The following is a 17,412-nucleotide window of genomic DNA, read 5'->3' as shown; positions in this document are numbered from 1 at the left end:
GCCGGCGCCGATGACGCCGCCGATGGCGATCATGGACAGATGGCGGTTCTTGAGCCCCGCCTTGAGGCCGTCACCGGCCGGTGCGGCCACCTCGGTGGTCGTCGTTTGCTCGCTCATGGGTTCCTCGGAGTTCGCTGTTTTTCGAAGGGCTTCAAGGGCTTCAAAGCACTTCGAAGGACTTCAAAGCACTTCAAAGGACTTGAAGGACTTCAAGGGAGTTCAAGGAGTTCGAAGGAGTTCGGGCCGTGCTGCAGAAGGGAGTTGAGACCGCTCCGGCCTCAACTCGGGTGTCGCGGCACGGTCACGCGGGGGTGCGGGCGAGGTGCACCGGGCGGCCGGGTGGGCCTTGCGTGCTGCGGATTCCGTGCAGAGCCAAGACCGTAAGGCATGAACGAGGAATTGGAAACTGCCAGTTCGCCGGAGCGACAGCTCCTCTCCGAGATCGCGCATTCCCCCCTCGCCGGGTTTGAGCAAATGTATGAAACTGGCTCCTCGGGACTTTTGCATTTGTCCATGGCGCGGCGGAAGCGGGCGGTTCTACGGTCGCTGTACGCGGGCATCCGCCGGGTGACCCCCGGTGCCCCTTCGGCCAGGGCGGCCCCATCGGGCCCGGCGAGACCTGGTGCTGTGAAGAGGCCCCCGGCGTCAGCGACTTGGCGTCCGGTCGGCCCGTAGGGAAGGGGCGTCGCCGTCGGACGCCAGCGGCCACCGGGCGCGCGGCACCAGCGCCTCCACGGCCGCCCCCACGCGGAACACCCCCGCCTCGTCCAGCGGGTGCCCCACCACCTGGACCCCGGTCGGCACACCGTTGCCGGCGGCTCCGCTGGGGACGGCCAGCACCGGGCAGCGGTTGGCGACGTTGAACGGGCTGGTCAGATGCCCCTCCCAGTAGTGGTCGAGGTGGCGGTCGCCGACGTTCGGGCCGTCCAGGTGGTCGCCGTCCGCGGCGAGCGCCGTCACGGCGTTGGTCGGGCAGAGCAGCACGTCGACCTCGGCCATCGCGGTCGCCAACTCGCCCTGCAGCGCCGCGTCCAGGGCCAGCGACTCGACAAGGCCGTCCCGTTGTGCGGCCCGGCGGGCGTCGGCGATGAAGCGTTGCGCGTACGGCGCGAGGGACGCCACGTCGCCGCACTCGCGCTCCATCGCCGGGCCGAGGATCTGCCCGAAGTGGGCGAAGACCGTACGCATGACCCGAGCCGGGGTCCAGGGCAGGTCCACCGGCACGACGGTCGCCCCGGCCTGCTCCAGGCGGGCGGCGACATCGAGCGTGGCGTCCGCCACCTCGGCGTCCACCGCGAAGTCGCCGAGCCGCACCGAAAGCCCGACCCGCACGCCGCGCACCGCCGCCACCGGGTCCTCGGGCAGCTCGACCGGCACGCCGTGCGGCCCCCAGGAGGCGTGGTCCGCCGGGTGCCGGCCGGACAGGACGGCGGCGAGCAGGGCGGTGTCGGCCACGGTCCGGCCCATCGGCCCGTCGCCCCGGTACCAGTCCGCGCTCAGCGGCAAGAGCCCGGGGATCCGGCCGTAGGGGGCCTTGTAGCCGACCGTGCCGGTGAACGCGGCGGGCACCCGGGTCGACCCGGCGATGTCGGAGGCCGTCGCCAGGGTCGTCATCCCCGCCGCGAGCGCGGCGCCCGCCCCGCCGGAGGAACCGCCCGGGGTGGCGGACAGGTTCCACGGGTTGCGGGTCACGCCCCACATCGGGCTGTGCGTCACCGTGGCGCAGCTGAACTCGGGCGAGGTGGTGCGGGCGTGCACGACGCCGCCCGCCTGCCGGACCCGCTCCACGACCGGGTGGTCGGCGCCGCTGATCCGCCCGGCGTGCGCCGCGAGGCCCTGCTCGATACGGCGCCCGGCGAGGGTGTGCTTCTCCTTGGTGGCCACCGGCACGCCCAGCAGCGGCGCCGTCGGCGTCCCGTCCCGCGCGGCGTTCAGGTAGGCCGTGGCCGCCTTCTCGGCGAGCGCGCGCGCCTCGCCGGCGAAGGTCTCGGTGAACGCGTTGACGCCGGTCTCACGGTCGCCGTTGACGCGCTCCGCCTGGGCCGTCACGGCGTCGAGGAGTTCGACCGGCGACAGCTGCAGGCTGCGGAAGGCGCGCAGCGCCGTGACCGCGTCGAGGTGGGCCAGGTCGCTCATCGCGTGCCTTCCCGCGCCGCGCGCTGCTCGGCCGCCTCGTCGAGCCCGCCGCCGAGCAGCTCCCAGGTGGCCTCGGTCAGGGCGTCCACGCCGACCGTCATCTGCGCGTCGTCGGTCAGCTCGCGCTCGCAGTGGCTCACCCCGTCGATCGACGGGATGAACATCATCAGGGCGGGCACGATCCGGTTCATGGGCACCGAGTCGTGCCCTGCCATGGTGTTGATCCGGCGCACGCCGACGCCGAGCCCGGCCGCGACCTTCTCCGTGATCTGGAGGCTGCGCTCCGGGAAGCTCTGCACGGGCCGTACGTCGAAGTCCCGTACGTCGATGGTCAGCCGGTGCTCGCGGGCGACAGCCGCGATGCGGTCGAGGAGCAGCGCGCGGGCCCGCTCGACGATCGCCGGTGAGGAGGCCCGGAGGTCGGCGACCAGGTGGACCCGCCGCGGGACGACGATCGGGGAGTTCGGCTCCAGGGTGAGATGGCCGACCGACGAGACGATCGACTCCGGCTCGAACTCGCCGGTCACGTCGTGCACCAGGCCGATCACCCGGGCCGCGGCCACCAGGGCGTCGCGCCGGTCGGCCATCGCGGTCGCGCCGGTGTGCGACTGCTCTCCCAGCACCTCGACGTCCAGCTTCTGCGTGTACCAGCTGTGGTCCACGGCGCCGAGCGCGATCCCCTCGCGCTCCAGTACGCGGCCCTGCTCGATGTGGATCTCGGCGTACGCCACCGGGGTGGGGCGGGCGTCGGCGCCGCGGTAGCCGATGGCGTCCAGGGCCTGCGCGACGCTGACGCCGTCCAGGTCCGTGACCCGCAGCATCGCCTGCTCGTCCATGAGCCCCGCGAACACGGAACTCCCCATGATCGAGGGGGCGAACCGGCCGCCCTCCTCGTTGAACCAGTCGACGACGGCGAGGTTGTACTTCGGCGCCTCCTCGCCCGCCGCGACCCGCCGCGCCAGCCGGTCCGCGGCGTGCAGGGCCGCGATCACGCCGTACGCGCCGTCGAACCGGCCGCCGAGGGGCTGGCTGTCCAGGTGCGAGCCGACGAGGACGCAGTCGGCGCCCGGCCGCCACTCGACCAGGGCGAACATGTTGCCGATCGGGTCGACCCGGACGGGCCAGCCCCGCTCGGCGGCGAACGCGGCGAACCAGTCCCGCATCTCCTTGTCCTCGGGCGTGGCCGCCTGCCGGTCGACGCCGCCGGCGGGGGTCGCGCCGATCGCGGCCACGTGGTGGAAGTCGGTCAGGAATGTCTCTGCGCTCATGGCGTACTCCTCCAACGGGTGGTGACGGCCGGTCAGGCCGCGACGGCGGTGCGGTGCGGGTGCGTCTCGGGCACCCGCGTGGCGAGCAGCAGGACGAGGACGAGCGCCGCGGCGGCCGCCATGTAGTAGCCGGGCGCGCCGGGGACGCCGGTCCGGCCGGTGAGGTAGGTGCCGACGAACGGGGCGGTGCCGCCGAACAGCGCGTAGGCCACGTTGTAGCTCACGGCCGCCGACGTGAACCGGGTCCGGGTCGTGAAGATCTCGACGAAGAACGTGTAGCAGCCGCCGCCGTAGAGGGTCAGGCAGAGAACGAACAGGGCCTGCCCAAGCAGTGCGAGGCCCAGCGAACCGCTCGTCACAAGCGCGAACGACGGCACCGCCGCCACGGCGAGCGCGACCGCCCCGGCGATCAGCATCGGCCGGCGGCCGACCCGGTCGCCCACGATGCCCCACAGCGGCAGCAGTACGGCGTAAAGGAGCATCGCGGCCGCGTTGGTGAGCAGTGACTGCTCACGGCTGAGACCGCCCGCGGTCTGGATGTACGACACGAAGTAGCCGCTGACGAAGTAGAAGCCCATCGCGGTCAGGCCCATGACGAGTACCACCTGCAGCATGCGGACCTTGTTCTCCCGGAACGCGTCCTTCACCGGGCTGTGCTCCCGGCGCTCCGCCCGTTCGAGGACTTGTCGGAACGCGGGGCTCTCCTCCGTACGGCTGCGGATCCACAGGCCGAAGAAGGCGAGCGGCAGGGAGAGCAGGAACGGGATGCGCCAGCCGTACGACGCGAAGGCGTCCTGGCCGAGCGTGCGCGACAGGACCAGGAACAGCGTGCCGCCGACCACGGACGGCAGCGCGGTCGCCGCCAGGGTGATGTTGAGCCAGAACCCGCGCCGGTGGAGCGGGGCGTGCTCGAACACGAAGGCCGGGGCGCCCACCGATTCGCCGCCCGCGGAGAAGCCCTGCACCAGGCGGCAGAGCACAAGCAGGGCGGGGGCGGCGGCGCCGATGGTCGCGTACGTGGGCAGCAGGCCGATCAGCGCCGTCGCCGTGCCGATGGAAAGCAGCGTGATGTAGAGGACCTTGCGGCGGCCGATCCGGTCACCGAGCGCGCCGAAGAAGAGACCGCCGAGCGGGCGGACCAGGAAGGCGACGCCGAACGTCGCGAACGTGGAGAGCAGGCCGGCCAGTTGGCTCTGGCCGGGGAAGAACAGTGACGCCAGCGTCACGGCGGACAGGGCGTACAGGGTGAAGTCGTAGAACTCGATGAACTGGCCGACGCTGCCGCCGGCCAGGACGCGTTTCTGGATCCGCGAGGCGGGCCGGACCGCGGAGTGCTCGGCGGACGGCGACGAGGCCGCGGTGGTGGCTGGTTCGCTGGTCGTCATCGGTGGCTCCCCAGGTCGAGTGCAGCCATGTTTGGGGAGCGGCGTGTGACGTGTCTAACAGATTCTTTCGCTGCGCGTCATCGACTCGATCGATGCAAGCGCGCTCTGGGGTCGGCGCTGCGGGGTCGGCGCTCCGGGGTCGGCGGTCGCCCTTCAGTGGGGGCCGTCAGCCGGTGAGCCCGAAGAGCCGGAGGCAGACCTCCTCGAAGGCCCGCGCCTTGAGTGTGGGACGGCTGCCGGCGGCGCGGACGAGGAGCACTTCGATCGGCGGCAGTTCCTCGGCCATGGGCAGCCGGACCACTGGGCTGCCGGCGTACGTGAGGTCGTGGTGCAGCCGCTGGTTGAGGACCGAGTACCCGTGGCCGCGGCTGACGAACGAGCGGACCGTCTCGTAGCCGCTGGCCCGGTGCCGGATCACCGGCGCGATGCCGCACATCTTGAAGACGCTCAGGTAGTACTCGCGGGTGTGCGGCAGGTCGAGCAGGATGAACGGCTCGTCGGCGAGGGCGCGCAGGCTCACCGGACGTTCCGGGTCGGCGGCGAGCGGATGGCCGGCGGCCACGATGACGTGCGGGGGGACGCGCTGCAGGACCCGGCGCGGCAACTCGGCGCCCAGGCCCAGGTCGTACATGAGGGCCAGCTCGCACTTGCCGTCGCGCAGCGCCCGCCGGAGGAACTCCTGGTCCCCCTCAAGGAAGGACAGGTGCACGCCCGGGTGCTCGCGCTCGAACTCCTCCAGGATGGCCGGGGCCCGGAACGGCGCGAGCGGCGCGAACACCCCGACGGCGAGCTCACCGACGAGGTCGCCGCCGTCCTCGCGCGCCGTCTCGGGCAGCCGGTCGGCCTCTTCGAGCAGCACCAGGCTGCTGCGCAGCAGCCGCCGCCCGGCCGGGGTGAGCCGCAGGCCGCGCCGATGGAGCCGGGTGAACAGCCGCACCCCCATGGCGTGTTCCAGCTGGGAGATCGCCGAGGAGACCGTCGACTGGGTGACCTTGAGGGCGGCCGCGGCCTCCGTCATGTTCTCCAGCTCGGCCACCGTGCAGAAGTAGCGCAGCTGCACCAGCGTGAAGGACCTCGTCGTCATCCGCACCATTCTGCCGACCCACCGCGCGTCCCCGGCACCCGCGTCCCGGGCGGTCGCACCCGAGGTCGGGGGCGCGCCCTCCCCGTGACCCCGGCCGCCGCGCCGGGGCTCACTGGGGTGTGCCCGGCTCCCGGAATCTGGCCGCCAGTTCGCTGCGGGAGCGGAGGCCGAGTTTTCCGTAGACGTTGGTCAGGTGGTACTGGACCGTCTTCACGGAGATGTACAGCTCGACCGCCGCCTGCTTGTTCGTCGCCCCGGACGCCACCAGGCGGGCGACCGCCTGCTCCTGCGGCGTCAGCTGCGCCAGGCTCGGGCCGGACCGCGGCGCGTGCACGCCGCCGGCCTGCAACTCCCGGTCGCAGCGGTCCACGTAGGTGCGCGCGCCGAGCGTGACGTACAGGTCCCGGGCGTGGTGCAGGACGGTGTCGGCCTCGCGCCGCTTGCCGGCCCGGCGCAGGGTCTGGCCGTACGCGAAGTTCACCCGCGCCCGGTCGTAGGGGAGCGGCAGCCGTTCGAGGTGGACCAGGGCCTCCTCGAACCGGTCGCGGGCGCCGTCGATGTCGCCGCGCGCGCCGGTGAGCCGCCCGCGGGCCACACCCAGGCGGGCCAGGGCGGACCGGTGGCCACGGGCGGCGGCCCGCTCCTCGTGCGGTGCGAGGAAGGCGTCCGCCTCGTCCAGCCGCCCCGTCACGACCAGCGCGTTGGCGTACACGTCGGGCCACGGCCAGAAGCCCGGCTCGTCGACCGACTCCCGCGACGGCAGCTGGCAGACGGGCGACAGGGCGTCCAGGACCCGCTCGTACTCGGCGCGGGCCTCGAAGACCTGCGCGCGGGCGAGACAGGCGGGCAGCAGCATCACCTCGTACTGGTGCGGGGCGGCTGCCGCCTCGTTGACGTGCTGGTCGGACAGGTCCCAGTCACCGCGCAGGGCGTGGATCTGGGCCCCGGTCCAGTGCACCAGGGGCCGGGCGAGCTCGATCTGGACGTCGGCGAGGCGGGCCGCCGCGGACGTCACCGTCTCCAGCGCCTCGTCCCACACGCCGAGCGCGAACTGGGTACGGGCCAGCCAGCCCTGGGCCCACAGCGAGATCCGCGTGGAGCCCATGTTGTAACCGGTCGGCACGGCCGCTTCGAGCCTGCGGCGCGCCGACTCCGGGGCGTCGAGGGCGAGGTCGACCCAGCCGCGGCCCAGCTGGAAGCGCTGCGGCTGCGCGCCGCCCGGCAGCCGCGACACCGCCGCCTCGTACGCGCGGACCGCGTCCTGGGGGCGGCCGGCGCCGGCGAGGCCCAGGCCGAGTACGGCCTCCGACTCGATGGCCGACGGGTCTGTGGGATCGGCCAGTTCGAGCGCCTTGCGCGCCCACCTGACGAGTTCCGGCCCGTCCCAGCGGGCCAGCGCGTGCAGCACCCGCCGCTGGCTGATCCGGGCCATCAGGTCCGGGTGCAGGCGCGGGTCGCACTCCTCAAAGGCCCTGGTGAGGAACGCATCGGCCTCGGCCGGGCGGCCGCGCATGATCGCCAGGTAGCCGAGGACGACCTCGCGCAGCACGCTCGGCCGGAAGCTCTCCAGCTCGTCGGCGAAGCCGACCGCCTCGGGCACGTCACCGGCGCCGATCATCGCGTCCACGGCGCGCAGCAGGCGGTCCTCGCGCTCCGCCACGGCCGTGCTGAGCCGACTGGCCTGGACCAGCAGGTCGGCCGCCGTCGCCCACTCGCCCGCCGAGGCCCGCTCTGCCGCGTGCCGGTCGAGCTCGGCGGCGAGCGCGCCGTCCGCCGTGGTGGTGGCGGCGACCCGGTGGGCGAGCGCGTCCCCGGGGTCCCTCGCGACGGCGGCGGCGTGCTCGTGCAGCGCGGCGCGCCGGGTCAGCCCGATCGCCTGGAGCACCGCGGCCCGGACCAGCGGGTGGGCGAAGGACAGCAGCAGCCGGCCGGGCCCGACCGCGGCGGTGAGCAGGCCCGCCGCGCACGCCTCGTCCACCGACGGCAGCGGATCGTCCAGTCCGGCCAGGGCGGCCACGTGGGCGAGCGGCGTCTCGTCGGCCACGACCGAGCAGGTCTCGACGAGCGACCGGGTGGCCGCGCCGCACCGGTCGAGCCGCTGCCGCACGGCCGCGGCGTAGCGCGCGGGCGCGGGCAGCTCGGGCCGCCAGTCCTGCCAGGTCTCCCGGGGCAGCTCGTGCAGCAGCTGCCCGGCGTGCCGCGGGTTGCCGCCGGTGTGCCGGCACAGGCGGCGCGCGGCGGGCGGCGTGAGCGCGATGCCGACGGTCGCCTGGGCCAGGTCGCGTACGTCGGCGGGGGAGAAGGGGGCGAGGCGCAGGGCGTCGTCGCGCAGCCCTTCGAGGAACTCCAGCGTCCGCAGGCGGGCCGCGGACGGCTCCCGGTGGTCCGGGGAGCCGTCGTCGGACGGTCCCGGCGCGCGGGGCGGGCGGCCGGAGGCGGCGCCCTCGGGGCCGGAGGCGCCACCCACGGGGCCGGGGGCGCCACCCACGGGGCCGGGGGCGCCGGGTGCGTGCAGGACGTCGGAGGTGTCGCGCGCGACAAGCAGGGCGAGGACGCGCTCGTGCGTCATACGCCGGACCGCCGAGTAGACCGCGCGCAGACTCTCGGCGTCCGCCCAGTGCGCCGCGTCCACGACGACGACGAGCGGGGCGCGTTCCTGCAGGGCCGACCAGCGCGCGTGCAGCCCCCGGCCCGTCTCGTGCACGGAGCCGGGCCCGCCGCCCTCGGCGCGCAGCAGCTGCTCGGCCACGCCGAGGGCCAGGTCCGTCTCCCAGGAGACCCCGGTGGCCCGGAGCACCTGGCAGGAGTCGCCCGCCGTCCGCAGGACGTGCTCGACCAGGGCCGTCTTGCCGATGCCCGCGGGGCCCTCGACCAGGAGCAGGCCGGGCCGCCCCGCGCAGGCCTCCTCGACCGCGCGGGTCAGCACCGCGGTCTCGGCGCCCCGCCCGATCAGGCGCTGCTGCTGCTCGGGCCGGTCGTTCATCGGCGGGTACGGGCGTCCGCGGGCGCGGTGACCGGGGGAGAGGCCACCGGAGGAGAGGCCACCGGAGGAGAGGCCACCGGCGGAAGAGGCACTGGCCGAAGGGCCACCGGCCGAAGGGCCACCGGCGGCGCGGTCACCCCTGTCGCCGTCACCCCTGCCGCTGTCACCCCTGCCGCCGTCACCGAAGGTGTGGTCACCGAAGACACGCTCACCCCAGGTCCCCACCGGCCACGGGAAGTACCGTCCCGGTGATGTACGACGCCTCGTCCGAGGCGAGGAAACAGATCGCAGCAGCCTGCTCGTCCAGTGTGCCGTACCGCTTCAGGAGGCTGGAGGCGACGGTCTGGTCGATGTGCGCCTGGAACCAGGAGCTCTGCTGCGCGGTCCGCGGCGGCGGGGTGCCCCGGGAGATCCGGCGGGCCGGCGCCTCGGTGCCGCCCGGCGCCGTGGCCACGACCCGGATGCCGGAGCCCGCGTACTCGACGGCGAGCGACGCGGTCAGGGCGTTGACGCCGCCCTTCGCCGCCGAGTACGGGATTCGGTGCACGCCGCGCGTGGCCGCCGAGGAGACGTTGACGATCACACCGTGCCCCTGGTCCGTCATCGCGGGCAGCACGGCGCGGCAGGAGAACAGCGTGGTCAGCAGGGACCGGGTGAGCTCCGCCTCGATCTCCGCCGCGGAGAACTCCACGAAGGGCTTGAAGTTGATCGCCCCGCCGACGTTGTTGATCAGTACGTCGATCCGGCCGTGCCGCTCAAGGGCGGCGGTCGCGGCGGCCTCCGCCCCCGCGTACGTCTCCAGATCCGCGGTGACGGCCCGTGCCTGTGCCCCCAGTGCGGCGGCGGCCTCGTGGACCAGCTCCGAGCGGTCCACCAGGGTGAGTTCGGCGGACTCGGCCGCCAGGCGCCGGGCGACGGCGAGGCCGATGCCCTGCGCGGCACCGGTGACGACGGCGGCCTTCCCGGCGAACCGTCCCGGGTGCACGGTCTGCACCATCAGGTCCCTCTGCTCGCTCTGCACGCTCTGCTCGTTCTGCTCGGTCCGCGCGCTCACGCCGCCTCCGCGGGCTCGGGCACGGCGGCCGGGGTGAACTTCTCGTAGTGGAAGGAGGCCGGAGTCACGCCGAGGGACGCGATGTGACCCCGTACCGCCTCGACCATGGGCGGCGGGCCGCACAGATACACGTCGACGTCGCCCTGGTGCAGGGTGTCCGCGTCCATCAGACCGGTCACGAAGCCCTGGTTGCGTGCGGTGGTCGCGGGGTCGGCGACGCAGTGGTCGAAGGTGAGGCCCGGGATGAGCTGCGCGTACTCCGCGAGGGTGTCCAGATGGACGAGGTCCTGGTCGCTCGTCACCCCGTACAGCAGGTGGACCGGGTGCCCGGCCGGCTGCTGCGCCAGCTGCTCCAGCATGGAGAGCAGCGGGGCCAGGCCGGTCCCGCCGGCGAGCAGCAGCAGCGGCCGCACGCGGGCGCGCAGGTAGAAGCTGCCCATGGGGCCGGTGAACTCCAGGCGGTCTCCCACCTGCGCGCGCTCGGCGAGGTAGCCGGACATGCGGCCGCCCGGGACCGTCCGGACGAGGAAGGACAGCTCCCGCTGGCCGGGTCCCGAGCTGAAGGAGTACGAGCGGGTCTGGTCGCTGCCGGGCACGCTGACGTTCACGTACTGGCCGGGAAGGAAGTCGAGCGCCTCCCGGTCGTCGGCTTCGAGCCCGAACTCGACGGTGCTCGGGGAGTGGTGCCTGATGCGGACGAGCGTCGCCGCGTGGGCGGCGGCGGCCGTCTTCGCGGCGGCGGACGAGGAGGGGATGCGCAGCACCAGATCGCTCTGCGGGGTCATCTGGCAGGGCAGGCAGTGGCCGAGCGCGGCCTCGTCGTCGGACAGGGCCTCCTCGATGTAGTCGCCGCCGTCGTAACTCCCGGACTCGCACAGCGACTTGCAGGTGCCGCAGGCGCCGTCGCGGCAGTCGAGCGGGATGTTGATACGGGCCTTGTAGGAGGCCTCGGCCACGGTCTCGTCCGGACGGCACGCGATGAAACGGGTGATGCCGTCCTCGAAGTTCAGGGCTACCTGAAAGGACATGGGGGTGCTCATTTCGGCTGGCTCATCGCGCGGATGAGACGGGGGCGGACGTGATGTCACGGCGTCGCGGGTCAGTCGCGGGTCAGACGTGGTAGACGTCCACCACGTGGTGCACGTAGTCGTTCTTCAGGACGACCTTCTTGCCGGTGATCAGCGGCTCGCCGCCGGAGAGGTCGAGGCGGTAGAACGACGTCCCGAAGTACGTGTCCACGGTCTGGTAGCGGTAGTACAGCGTGAACCAGTTGAACCGGACGTCCACGAACGCGCCGTCCCGGCCGGTGACTTCGACGTTGGTGATGTTGTGTCCGGTGCGCGGCTCGGGCAGGCTCGTGGCGGACGAGCGGTCCGTGCGGATCCGGAAGACGCGGTCCTCCAGGCCACCCCGGTTCGGGTAGTAGATCAGGGAGATCTCGCGCTGCGGGTCCTGCGTGAGCCCGTCGTCGTCGGCCCAGGCCGGCATCCAGAACTCGGCGTCCGGGTGGTAGCACTCCAGCCACTGCTCGAACTCGCGGTCGTCCAGGTGCCGGGCCTCGCGGTAAAGGAACCGGCGGACGGTCTCCAGCAGGCTCTCGTCGGTCGTCGTGCTCACTTCGCCGCCTCCATCGCCTCGCGCAGGGTCTGCAGCCAGTAGCCGTGCTGGATGGGGTAGAGCCCCTCGTCCTCGGTGCGCACGCCGCTGGCGATCGGGTTGATGCCGACCAGCGCGGCGGCCTCGTCCGGCCCGTCGATCTGGTGCACGGCGCCGCGGCTCAGGTCGTTCCAGGGCATGGACCGGGCCAGGTACGTCTTCTGGCAGGAGCGGAACTCCTCCAGGTCGTCCGGGGTGGCCATGCCGGTGGCGTTGAAGAAGTCCTCGTACTGCCGGATGCGGCGGGCCCGGTCCTCGGCCGGCTCGCCCTTGGGGGCGATGCAGTAGATCGTCACCTCCGTCTGGTCGACGGAGATCGGCCGGAAGTGCCGGATCTGCGAGCTGAACTGGTCCATCAGGTACACGTTCGGATACAGGCAGAGGTTGCGGGAGACGCCGATCATCCAGTCGGCCTTCGCCTCGCCCAGCTCCGCCGCCAGCTCGTCGCGCTTGCTGAACAGCGGCCGGTTGGCGGGGTCGAGCCACTTGGTCCACAGCAGCAGATGGCCGTGGTCGAAGGAGTAGAAACCGCCCTCCTGCTTGGCCCAGCCGCCGGCGTCCATCGTCCTGGTGTCGTTCGTGGACTCGCCCGACGTACGGCGGGCCTGCGTGGCCGCGTAGTTCCAGTGGGTGGCGGAGACGTGGTAGCCGTCGGCGCCGTTCTCCGCCTGGAGCTTCCAGTTGCCGTCGAAGTGGTACGTCGACGAGCCGCGCAGCACCTCAAGGCCCTCCGGCGACTGGTCGACCACCATGTCGATCACGACCGCCGCGTCGCCCAGGTGCTCGGTGAGCGGCTTGACGTCCGCGCGGAGGCTGCCGAACAGGAAGCCGCGGTAGCTCTCGAAGCGGGCGACCTTCTTCAGGTCGTGCGAGCCGTCCTTGTTGAACTGCTCGGGATAGCCCGCCTCCCGCGGGTCCTTGACCTTCAGGAGCTTGCCGCTGTTGTTGAAGGTCCAGCCGTGGAACGGGCAGGTGAAGGTGGTGCGGTTGTCGGTCTTGCGCCGGCACAGCATCGCGCCGCGGTGGCTGCACGCGTTGATCAGACAGTGCAGCTCACCCTGTTTGTCACGGGAGATGACCACGGGCTGGCGGCCGATGTACGTGGTGAAGTAGTCCCCGGTCTCCGGGATCTGGCTCTCGTGCGCCAGGTAGACCCAGTTGCCCTCGAAGATGTGCTCCATCTCCAGGTCGAACAGCTCCTCGTCGGTGAAGATGCTGCGTTTCACCCGGTACTGCCCGTTCTCGGGGTCCTCCACGAGCGCGTCGTCGAGCAAGGCCCGCGCACGGCTGAAGTCCTCGGCCATGGTCGTCTCCTCCCGGTCGGCCGCCGCCACCCGGTCCCGGCCGGCGGCAACGGCTTGTTGCGGCTGCTTTTCAGCACCATGGCAGCGCGGTGAATTCTCGGCCCCGGACATTTGCCCAGGGTTGACCCAGGGGGGTGTTCATATCGGCGGCGTCTCAATAGATTCCTTTCAAGTATTTGTCTCGTATCGATTCGCTCTCTACGGTGGGGTGCATTCGAGGCCCCCGAACCGACGAGCGGAGAAAGGGGCGCTGCGATGGAGCTGCGGCATCTTCGCTATTTCATGGCGGTGGCAGAGACCTGCCATTTCGGAAAAGCGGCGGAACTGCTGCACATGGCCCAGCCGCCGCTGTCGCAGGCGATCCGCCGCCTGGAGGCGGAACTCGGCGTGGAGCTCTTCTCCCGGACCACCCGGCAGGTTCACCTGACCGGCGCCGGCGAGCTGTTCCGCACCGACGCCGAGCGCGTCCTGCGGGCCGTCGACGAGGCCGCCGCCCGGGTGGCGCGCTTCGCCGCCGGAGCCGAGGGGGTGCTGTGGTTCGGCCTGACCGGCACGGCCGCCTACCGGCAGCTGCCGGCCCTCGCCCGGCTGGTCAAGCAGGAGATGCCGCACGTGATGATGGAGGTGGAGACCGAGATGCTGACGTCCGCACAGGAGCGCGGCCTGCTCGAACGCCGCCTCGACGTCGGAGTGCTGCGCCCGCCGGTCCGCCAGGAGGGCATCGCGCACCGCCCCATCGCCGTCGAACCGCTGATCGTGGCGGTCCCGGAGCAGCACTGGCTGGCCGACGCGGACTCCGTCCGGTTCGAGCAGCTGCGGCACGAGGACTTCATCCGGTACGCGGCCCGGCTCGGCTCGGTGGTCAACGACGCCGTCGCCCGCGGCTGCACCGCCGCCGGATTTCCGCCGCACGCTGCATACGAGGTCAAGGAGACCTCCACGGCCCTCGCCCTGGTCGCCGCCGGGCTCGGCGTCGCCGTGCTCCCGGAGTCCGTCCGCGCCGCACCCCGCGCGGGTGTCGTCTGCAAGGACATCGAGGACGCCCCGACGGTGCGCCTGGACCTCGCCTGGCGGGCGGACGACCCCTCGCCGCTGCTGCGGAACCTCCTCGAAATGCTGGAGCGCCATCAGATATTTCTCGCTCCCCCGGCGGGAATCGATTCCTCAGAAGGATGGACATGAAGATCGTCCGGGTCGAGGCAATTCCATTCGGAATTCCCTATGCGAAGCCCCTGAAATTCGCGAGCGGCGAGGTGCACACCGCCGACCACGTTCTCGTACGCGTGCACACCGACGACGGACTGACCGGCACCGCCGAAGCGCCGCCCCGCCCGTACACGTACGGCGAGACGCAGGAATCCGTCGTCGCCGTGATCGACCGGATCTTCGCCCCGCAGATCCTCGGCCTGAGCCCCCTGGAACGCGAACAGGTGCACGCCCGCCTGGAGCGCACCGTGGGCAACCCGGCCGCCAAGGCCGCGGTCGACATGGCGCTGTGGGACCTCCTCGGCCAGTCCGCCGGCCTCCCGGTCAACGGGCTGCTCGGCGGCTACACGGACCGCATGCGGGTCAGCCACATGGTGGGCTTCGCCCCGGCCGAGCAGATGGTGGCCGAGGCGGAACGGATCCGCGACACCTACGGCATCACGACGTTCAAGGTGAAGGTCGGCCGCCGCCCCTACGGCGACGACGTGGCCGCCTGCCGGGCCCTGCGCGCGGCGCTGGGTCCGGAGGCGGAGCTCTACATCGACGGCAACCGCGGCTGGACGGCGTCCGATTCGGCCCGCGCCCTGCGCGAGATGGCCGACCTCGGGCTCACCTTCGCCGAGGAACTCTGCCCGGCCGACGACGTGTTGGGCCGCCGCTGGCTGGTGTCGCAGAGCCCCGTGCCGTTCATCGCCGACGAGAGCGCGACCCGGGCGGGCGAGGTGACCCGGGAACTCCTCGGCGGTTCCGCCACCGCGATCAGCATCAAGACCGCCCGCACCGGCTTCACCGCCTCCCAGCGCGTGCTGCACGAGTGCGAGGGCCTTGGCGTGGAGGTGGTGATGGGCAATCAGATCGACGGCCAGATCGGCACGTTGTGCTCGGTCGCCTTCGGCGCCGCCCACCGCTCCTCGGCCGGCCACGCCGGCGAGCTGTCGAACTTCCTCGACATGACCGACGACCTCCTCGCCGAGCCCCTGACCATCACGGACGGCACCCTGCGCGTCCGCGAAGGCGCGGGCCTCGGCATCGAGATCGACCCCGACAAGCTGGCCCGGTACCGCCAGGACCGCTGACCGGCAACGTACGTACGGCCGACAGGCACCCGACACAGGAAAGGGACGGGCAGATGACCGACATCGCCACCGAACAGCAGGACCCAGGCGCCGAAGCCGCGCCCACCGGCACCGAGGAGCAGGCCACCGCGGCGGCCTCCGGAGCCGCCGCGACCGAGCGGTTCCGCAGCAAGGAGCGCGCCGGGGCCGTGGACGTGGACACCGCGCGGGTGAACACCCTGGTCACCGAACTCCTCACCGCCGCCCACGACATCGTGCGCCGGCACCAGGTGACGTACGCAGAGTACGACGCGCTCAAGGCCTGGCTGATCCAGGTCGGCGCGGACGGCGAGTGGCCGCTCTTCCTCGACGTGTGGCTGGAGCACGTCGTCGAGGAGGTCGCCAACGACGACCGGCTCGGCAGCAAGGGCACCATCGAGGGCCCCTACTACGTCCCGGACTCGCCGCGCTTCACCGGCGGCGAGGGCGCCCTGCCCATGCGCGCGGACGAGGGCGGCACGCCGCTGCTCTTCCAGGGCCGGGTCACGGACGTGGACGGCGCCGCACTGGCGGGCGCCGAGGTGGAGATGTGGCACGCCGACGACGACGGCCTCTACTCGCAGTTCGCCCCGAACCTGCCGCAGTGGAACCTGCGCGGCACGGTCGTCACCGACGCCCAGGGCTGCTTCCGGATCCACACCGTGCAGCCCGCGCCGTACCAGATCCCGACGGACGGCTCCTGCGGCAGGCTGATCGCGGCCGCCGGCTGGCACGCCTGGCGCCCCGCCCACCTCCACCTGAAGGTGTCCGCCCCGGGACGCCAACGCGTCACCACGCAGCTGTACTTCAAGGGCGGCAGCCATGTCGCCGACGACGTCGCCTCCGCGGTGAAGCCCGAGCTGATCCTCGACCCGACGCCGACCGCCGACGGCAGCGGCAGCGAGGTCACGTACGACTTCGTCCTCGACAGGGTGTGATCGACGATGCTCTTCGCCGTACGTATGGACGTCGACATCCCGCGCGACCTCGCCCCGGAGGTGCGCGCGGACCTGGTGGCCCGGGAGAAGGCCTACTGCCGGGAGCTGCAGAAGTCGGGGGAGTGGGTGCACATCTGGCGCTGCGTCGGTGAGTACGCGAACATCTCCGTCTTCGACGTGGCGGACAACGCGGCCCTCCACGACCTCCTGTGGAACCTCCCGCTGTTCCCGTTCATGAAGGTCGAGGTCACGCCGCTGGCCCAGCACCCTTCGGACCTCGCGGCGGGGTAGGCCGCGCCCGACGAACCCGAACCCGAACCCGAACCCGAACCCGAAACCGAGTCCGGAACCGCTCGGACCGCTCGGACCGCTCCGACCGCCCGGACTGCTCCGAGCGCCCGGAACCGCTGAGACCGCTTGGAGCCGCCATGGATCTCCCCTCCGCCCGCCCTCTCCTGCTGCACCATGAGGTGGCCGGACCTGCGGACGCACCGCCGCTGGTCCTCGGGCCTTCCCTGGGGACGTCCATGGCGCTCTGGGAGCCTCAACTCCCTTCCCTTGCACGCCACTTCCGCGTCTTCCGGTTCGACCTGCCCGGCCACGGCGGTTCCCCGGCCGAGCTGTTGCCCGACCCGGCCCCGGGGCGCACGACGGTCGAGGATCTGGCCGCGCTCGTCCTCGCCGTCGCCGACCATCACGGCCTGACCGGGTTCCACTACGCGGGCGTCTCCCTCGGCGGGGCGATCGGCGCCCACCTCGCCGTCCACCGGCCGGAGCGCCTGCTCTCCCTGGCGGCGATCTGTTCCTCGGCGCACTTCGGGGCCGCGCAGCCGTGGTACGAGCGTGCCGCCCTGGTACGGCGGGAGGGGCTTGCGCCGCTGGTCGGGGCCAGTCCGGCACGCTGGTTCGCCGAGCCCGGCGCGGGCGTCGCGGCCTCGCCGTTCGGGCGCCGGCTGCTGGCCGGGCTCGCCGGGGCGCAGCCCGCCGGGTACGCGGCCTGCTGCGACGCGCTCGCCGCGTACGACCTGCGCGACCGGCTGGGCCGGATCGCCGCGCCCACGCTGGTCGTCGCCGGGTCCCACGACGTGGCGACGCCGGTGGCGCACGCCCGGGAGCTGGTGGACGGCGTCCCCCGGGCCGCCCTTGAGGTCATCCCTGCGGGCCACCTCGCGGTGGAGGCCCCGCAGGCCCTCGCGGAGGTGCTGCTCACGCACCTGCGCTCAGCCGCCCCCGCCCCCGCCCCCGCCCCCGTCCCCGCCCCCGGGCCCCCCCCCCCCCCGCCGGGGGGCCGGCGCGGGGGAAAC

Annotated in this window: 14 protein-coding genes and 1 pseudogene; 5 read left to right on the top strand and 10 right to left on the bottom strand. The window is 72.7% G+C overall.

Annotated features, from left to right (window positions below; genetic code table 11):
- The 10 genes and pseudogenes from QIS99_RS31170 to benA all read right to left on the bottom strand — a co-directional run.
- Positions 1–117: pseudogene (locus QIS99_RS31170) on the bottom strand (amino acid permease); the annotation flags it as partial.
- Positions 118–645: 528 nt separating this feature from the next.
- Positions 646–2,136, bottom strand: coding sequence for an amidase (locus QIS99_RS31165; RefSeq protein WP_282517108.1), 1,491 nt, complete (start codon positions 2,134–2,136; stop codon positions 646–648).
- Complete coding sequence (locus QIS99_RS31160) at positions 2,133–3,404, bottom strand: M20 family metallo-hydrolase (RefSeq protein WP_282517107.1); 1,272 nt, start codon at positions 3,402–3,404, stop codon at positions 2,133–2,135. Before QIS99_RS31160 ends, QIS99_RS31165 begins: the two co-directional genes overlap by 4 nt.
- A gap of 32 nt (positions 3,405–3,436) precedes the next feature.
- Complete coding sequence (locus tag QIS99_RS31155; protein WP_282517106.1) at positions 3,437–4,789, bottom strand: MFS transporter; 1,353 nt, start codon at positions 4,787–4,789, stop codon at positions 3,437–3,439.
- 166 nt (positions 4,790–4,955) lie between these two features.
- Positions 4,956–5,873: a LysR family transcriptional regulator gene (locus QIS99_RS31150; protein ID WP_282517105.1), complete on the bottom strand. Its 918-nt coding sequence runs from the start codon at positions 5,871–5,873 to the stop codon at positions 4,956–4,958.
- A 109-nt stretch (positions 5,874–5,982) separates the two neighbouring features.
- The gene (locus tag QIS99_RS31145; RefSeq protein ID WP_282517104.1) at positions 5,983–8,856 is read right to left on the bottom strand and encodes a helix-turn-helix transcriptional regulator; all 2,874 of its coding nucleotides are present in this window, start codon (positions 8,854–8,856) and stop codon (positions 5,983–5,985) included.
- A gap of 208 nt (positions 8,857–9,064) precedes the next feature.
- Positions 9,065–9,910: a benzoate diol dehydrogenase BenD gene (benD, locus tag QIS99_RS31140; protein ID WP_282517103.1), complete on the bottom strand. Its 846-nt coding sequence runs from the start codon at positions 9,908–9,910 to the stop codon at positions 9,065–9,067.
- The gene (benC, locus tag QIS99_RS31135) at positions 9,907–10,938 is read right to left on the bottom strand and encodes a benzoate 1,2-dioxygenase electron transfer component BenC (RefSeq protein ID WP_282517102.1); all 1,032 of its coding nucleotides are present in this window, start codon (positions 10,936–10,938) and stop codon (positions 9,907–9,909) included. Before benC ends, benD begins: the two co-directional genes overlap by 4 nt.
- 82 nt (positions 10,939–11,020) lie before the next feature.
- Positions 11,021–11,527, bottom strand: coding sequence for a benzoate 1,2-dioxygenase small subunit (benB, locus tag QIS99_RS31130; RefSeq protein ID WP_282517101.1), 507 nt, complete (start codon positions 11,525–11,527; stop codon positions 11,021–11,023).
- Positions 11,524–12,870, bottom strand: coding sequence for a benzoate 1,2-dioxygenase large subunit (gene benA / locus QIS99_RS31125; RefSeq protein WP_282517100.1), 1,347 nt, complete (start codon positions 12,868–12,870; stop codon positions 11,524–11,526). Before benA ends, benB begins: the two co-directional genes overlap by 4 nt.
- A gap of 255 nt (positions 12,871–13,125) precedes the next feature.
- Here benA and QIS99_RS31120 point away from each other — a divergent pair, with 255 nt between their 5' ends.
- The 5 genes from QIS99_RS31120 to QIS99_RS31100 all read left to right on the top strand — a co-directional run.
- Positions 13,126–14,052, top strand: a complete 927-nt coding sequence (locus QIS99_RS31120; protein WP_282517099.1) for a LysR family transcriptional regulator — start codon at positions 13,126–13,128, stop codon at positions 14,050–14,052.
- The gene (locus QIS99_RS31115; RefSeq protein WP_282517098.1) at positions 14,049–15,152 is read left to right on the top strand and encodes a mandelate racemase/muconate lactonizing enzyme family protein; all 1,104 of its coding nucleotides are present in this window, start codon (positions 14,049–14,051) and stop codon (positions 15,150–15,152) included. Before QIS99_RS31120 ends, QIS99_RS31115 begins: the two co-directional genes overlap by 4 nt.
- Positions 15,153–15,205: 53 nt before the next feature.
- The gene (gene catA / locus QIS99_RS31110) at positions 15,206–16,108 is read left to right on the top strand and encodes a catechol 1,2-dioxygenase (RefSeq protein WP_282517097.1); all 903 of its coding nucleotides are present in this window, start codon (positions 15,206–15,208) and stop codon (positions 16,106–16,108) included.
- Between the two features lie 6 nt (positions 16,109–16,114).
- Positions 16,115–16,399, top strand: coding sequence for a muconolactone Delta-isomerase (gene catC / locus QIS99_RS31105; protein WP_282517096.1), 285 nt, complete (start codon positions 16,115–16,117; stop codon positions 16,397–16,399).
- A 137-nt stretch (positions 16,400–16,536) separates the two neighbouring features.
- On the top strand, positions 16,537–17,412 hold an 876-nt coding region (locus QIS99_RS31100), incomplete at its 3' end, for an alpha/beta fold hydrolase (protein WP_282517095.1).

It is taken from the genome of Streptomyces solicavernae, assembly GCF_029968095.1.
GTDB classification, from domain to species: Bacteria; Actinomycetota; Actinomycetes; order Streptomycetales; family Streptomycetaceae; genus Streptomyces; species Streptomyces solicavernae.
The sequence above is the reverse complement of the archived record's forward strand: the minus strand, read 5'-3'. Positions and strand labels throughout refer to the sequence as shown.

Bases quoted from the DNA above. Each gene is read 5' to 3' on its own strand.
- QIS99_RS31165 (WP_282517108.1), bottom strand. From the start codon at position 2,136: ATGAGCGACCTGGCCCACCTCGACGCGGTCACGGCGCTGCGCGCCTTC.
- QIS99_RS31115 (WP_282517098.1), top strand. From the start codon at position 14,049: ATGAAGATCGTCCGGGTCGAGGCAATTCCATTCGGAATTCCCTATGCG.
- benA (WP_282517100.1), bottom strand. From the start codon at position 12,870: ATGGCCGAGGACTTCAGCCGTGCGCGGGCCTTGCTCGACGACGCGCTC.
- QIS99_RS31120 (WP_282517099.1), top strand. From the start codon at position 13,126: ATGGAGCTGCGGCATCTTCGCTATTTCATGGCGGTGGCAGAGACCTGC.
- benC (WP_282517102.1), bottom strand. From the start codon at position 10,938: ATGTCCTTTCAGGTAGCCCTGAACTTCGAGGACGGCATCACCCGTTTC.
- catC (WP_282517096.1), top strand. From the start codon at position 16,115: ATGCTCTTCGCCGTACGTATGGACGTCGACATCCCGCGCGACCTCGCC.
- catA (WP_282517097.1), top strand. From the start codon at position 15,206: ATGACCGACATCGCCACCGAACAGCAGGACCCAGGCGCCGAAGCCGCG.
- QIS99_RS31150 (WP_282517105.1), bottom strand. From the start codon at position 5,873: ATGACGACGAGGTCCTTCACGCTGGTGCAGCTGCGCTACTTCTGCACG.
- QIS99_RS31145 (WP_282517104.1), bottom strand. From the start codon at position 8,856: ATGAACGACCGGCCCGAGCAGCAGCAGCGCCTGATCGGGCGGGGCGCC.
- QIS99_RS31160 (WP_282517107.1), bottom strand. From the start codon at position 3,404: ATGAGCGCAGAGACATTCCTGACCGACTTCCACCACGTGGCCGCGATC.
- QIS99_RS31155 (WP_282517106.1), bottom strand. From the start codon at position 4,789: ATGACGACCAGCGAACCAGCCACCACCGCGGCCTCGTCGCCGTCCGCC.